The following is a 559-nucleotide window of genomic DNA, read 5'->3' on the forward strand; positions in this document are numbered from 1 at the left end:
GAACGAGGCAAAGAAGGCGCTGCTCGCGCGCTTCAAGGCAAAGCCGGCGGCGGATGATCCCGCTGTGCTGGCGCGCCAGGCCGAACGCAAGGCGATCCTCGAGGCCCGCGCCATCCGCGAAGCGGAGAAGGCAAGGCTGAAGCAGGAAAAGCTGGCTCGCGAAGCGGCCGAGAAGGCCGAACGCGAAGCCGCCGCCGAAGCGGCGCGTATCGCCGCCGAAGAGGCTGCTGCCGCCGAGGCCAAAATCCGCGAGGCCGAGGAAGCAGAGCGCATCGCGTTCGAGCTTGCCGACGAGGCCGCGCGCAAGGCCAAGCGTGACGCACGCTACGCCGCCCGCAAGGCGCGCGTCGGCAGGACGCCTCCGGGCTTCTCGGCCCGCTAAGTCCGGGTTGTTTGGAAGATCGGTCAGGGTCGCCGAAAGCGGCCCTGAACGCGTTTGTGCCGTCGGCTCTAATTTAAAGCATGTCTCCCGAAAGTGGGAACCGGGTTCGGGATAAAGACATGCGTAAAATCAAAAAACTAAAGCGCATGGAGCGAATCTGAAAGATCGCGACGCGCT

Annotated in this window: 1 protein-coding gene; it reads left to right on the top strand. The window is 64.8% G+C overall.

Annotation, left to right across the window (positions count from 1 at the left end; all coding sequences use genetic code 11):
• Window positions 1-382, top strand: a 382-nt coding sequence (locus tag EOA27_RS39430) for a DUF6481 family protein (protein WP_127259092.1), incomplete at its 5' end; no start/stop codon positions are given.
• Between the last annotated feature and the right edge of the window lie 177 nt (window positions 383-559).

Source organism: Mesorhizobium sp. M2A.F.Ca.ET.037.01.1.1 (assembly GCF_003998075.1).
Lineage (GTDB): Bacteria > Pseudomonadota > Alphaproteobacteria > Rhizobiales > Rhizobiaceae > Mesorhizobium.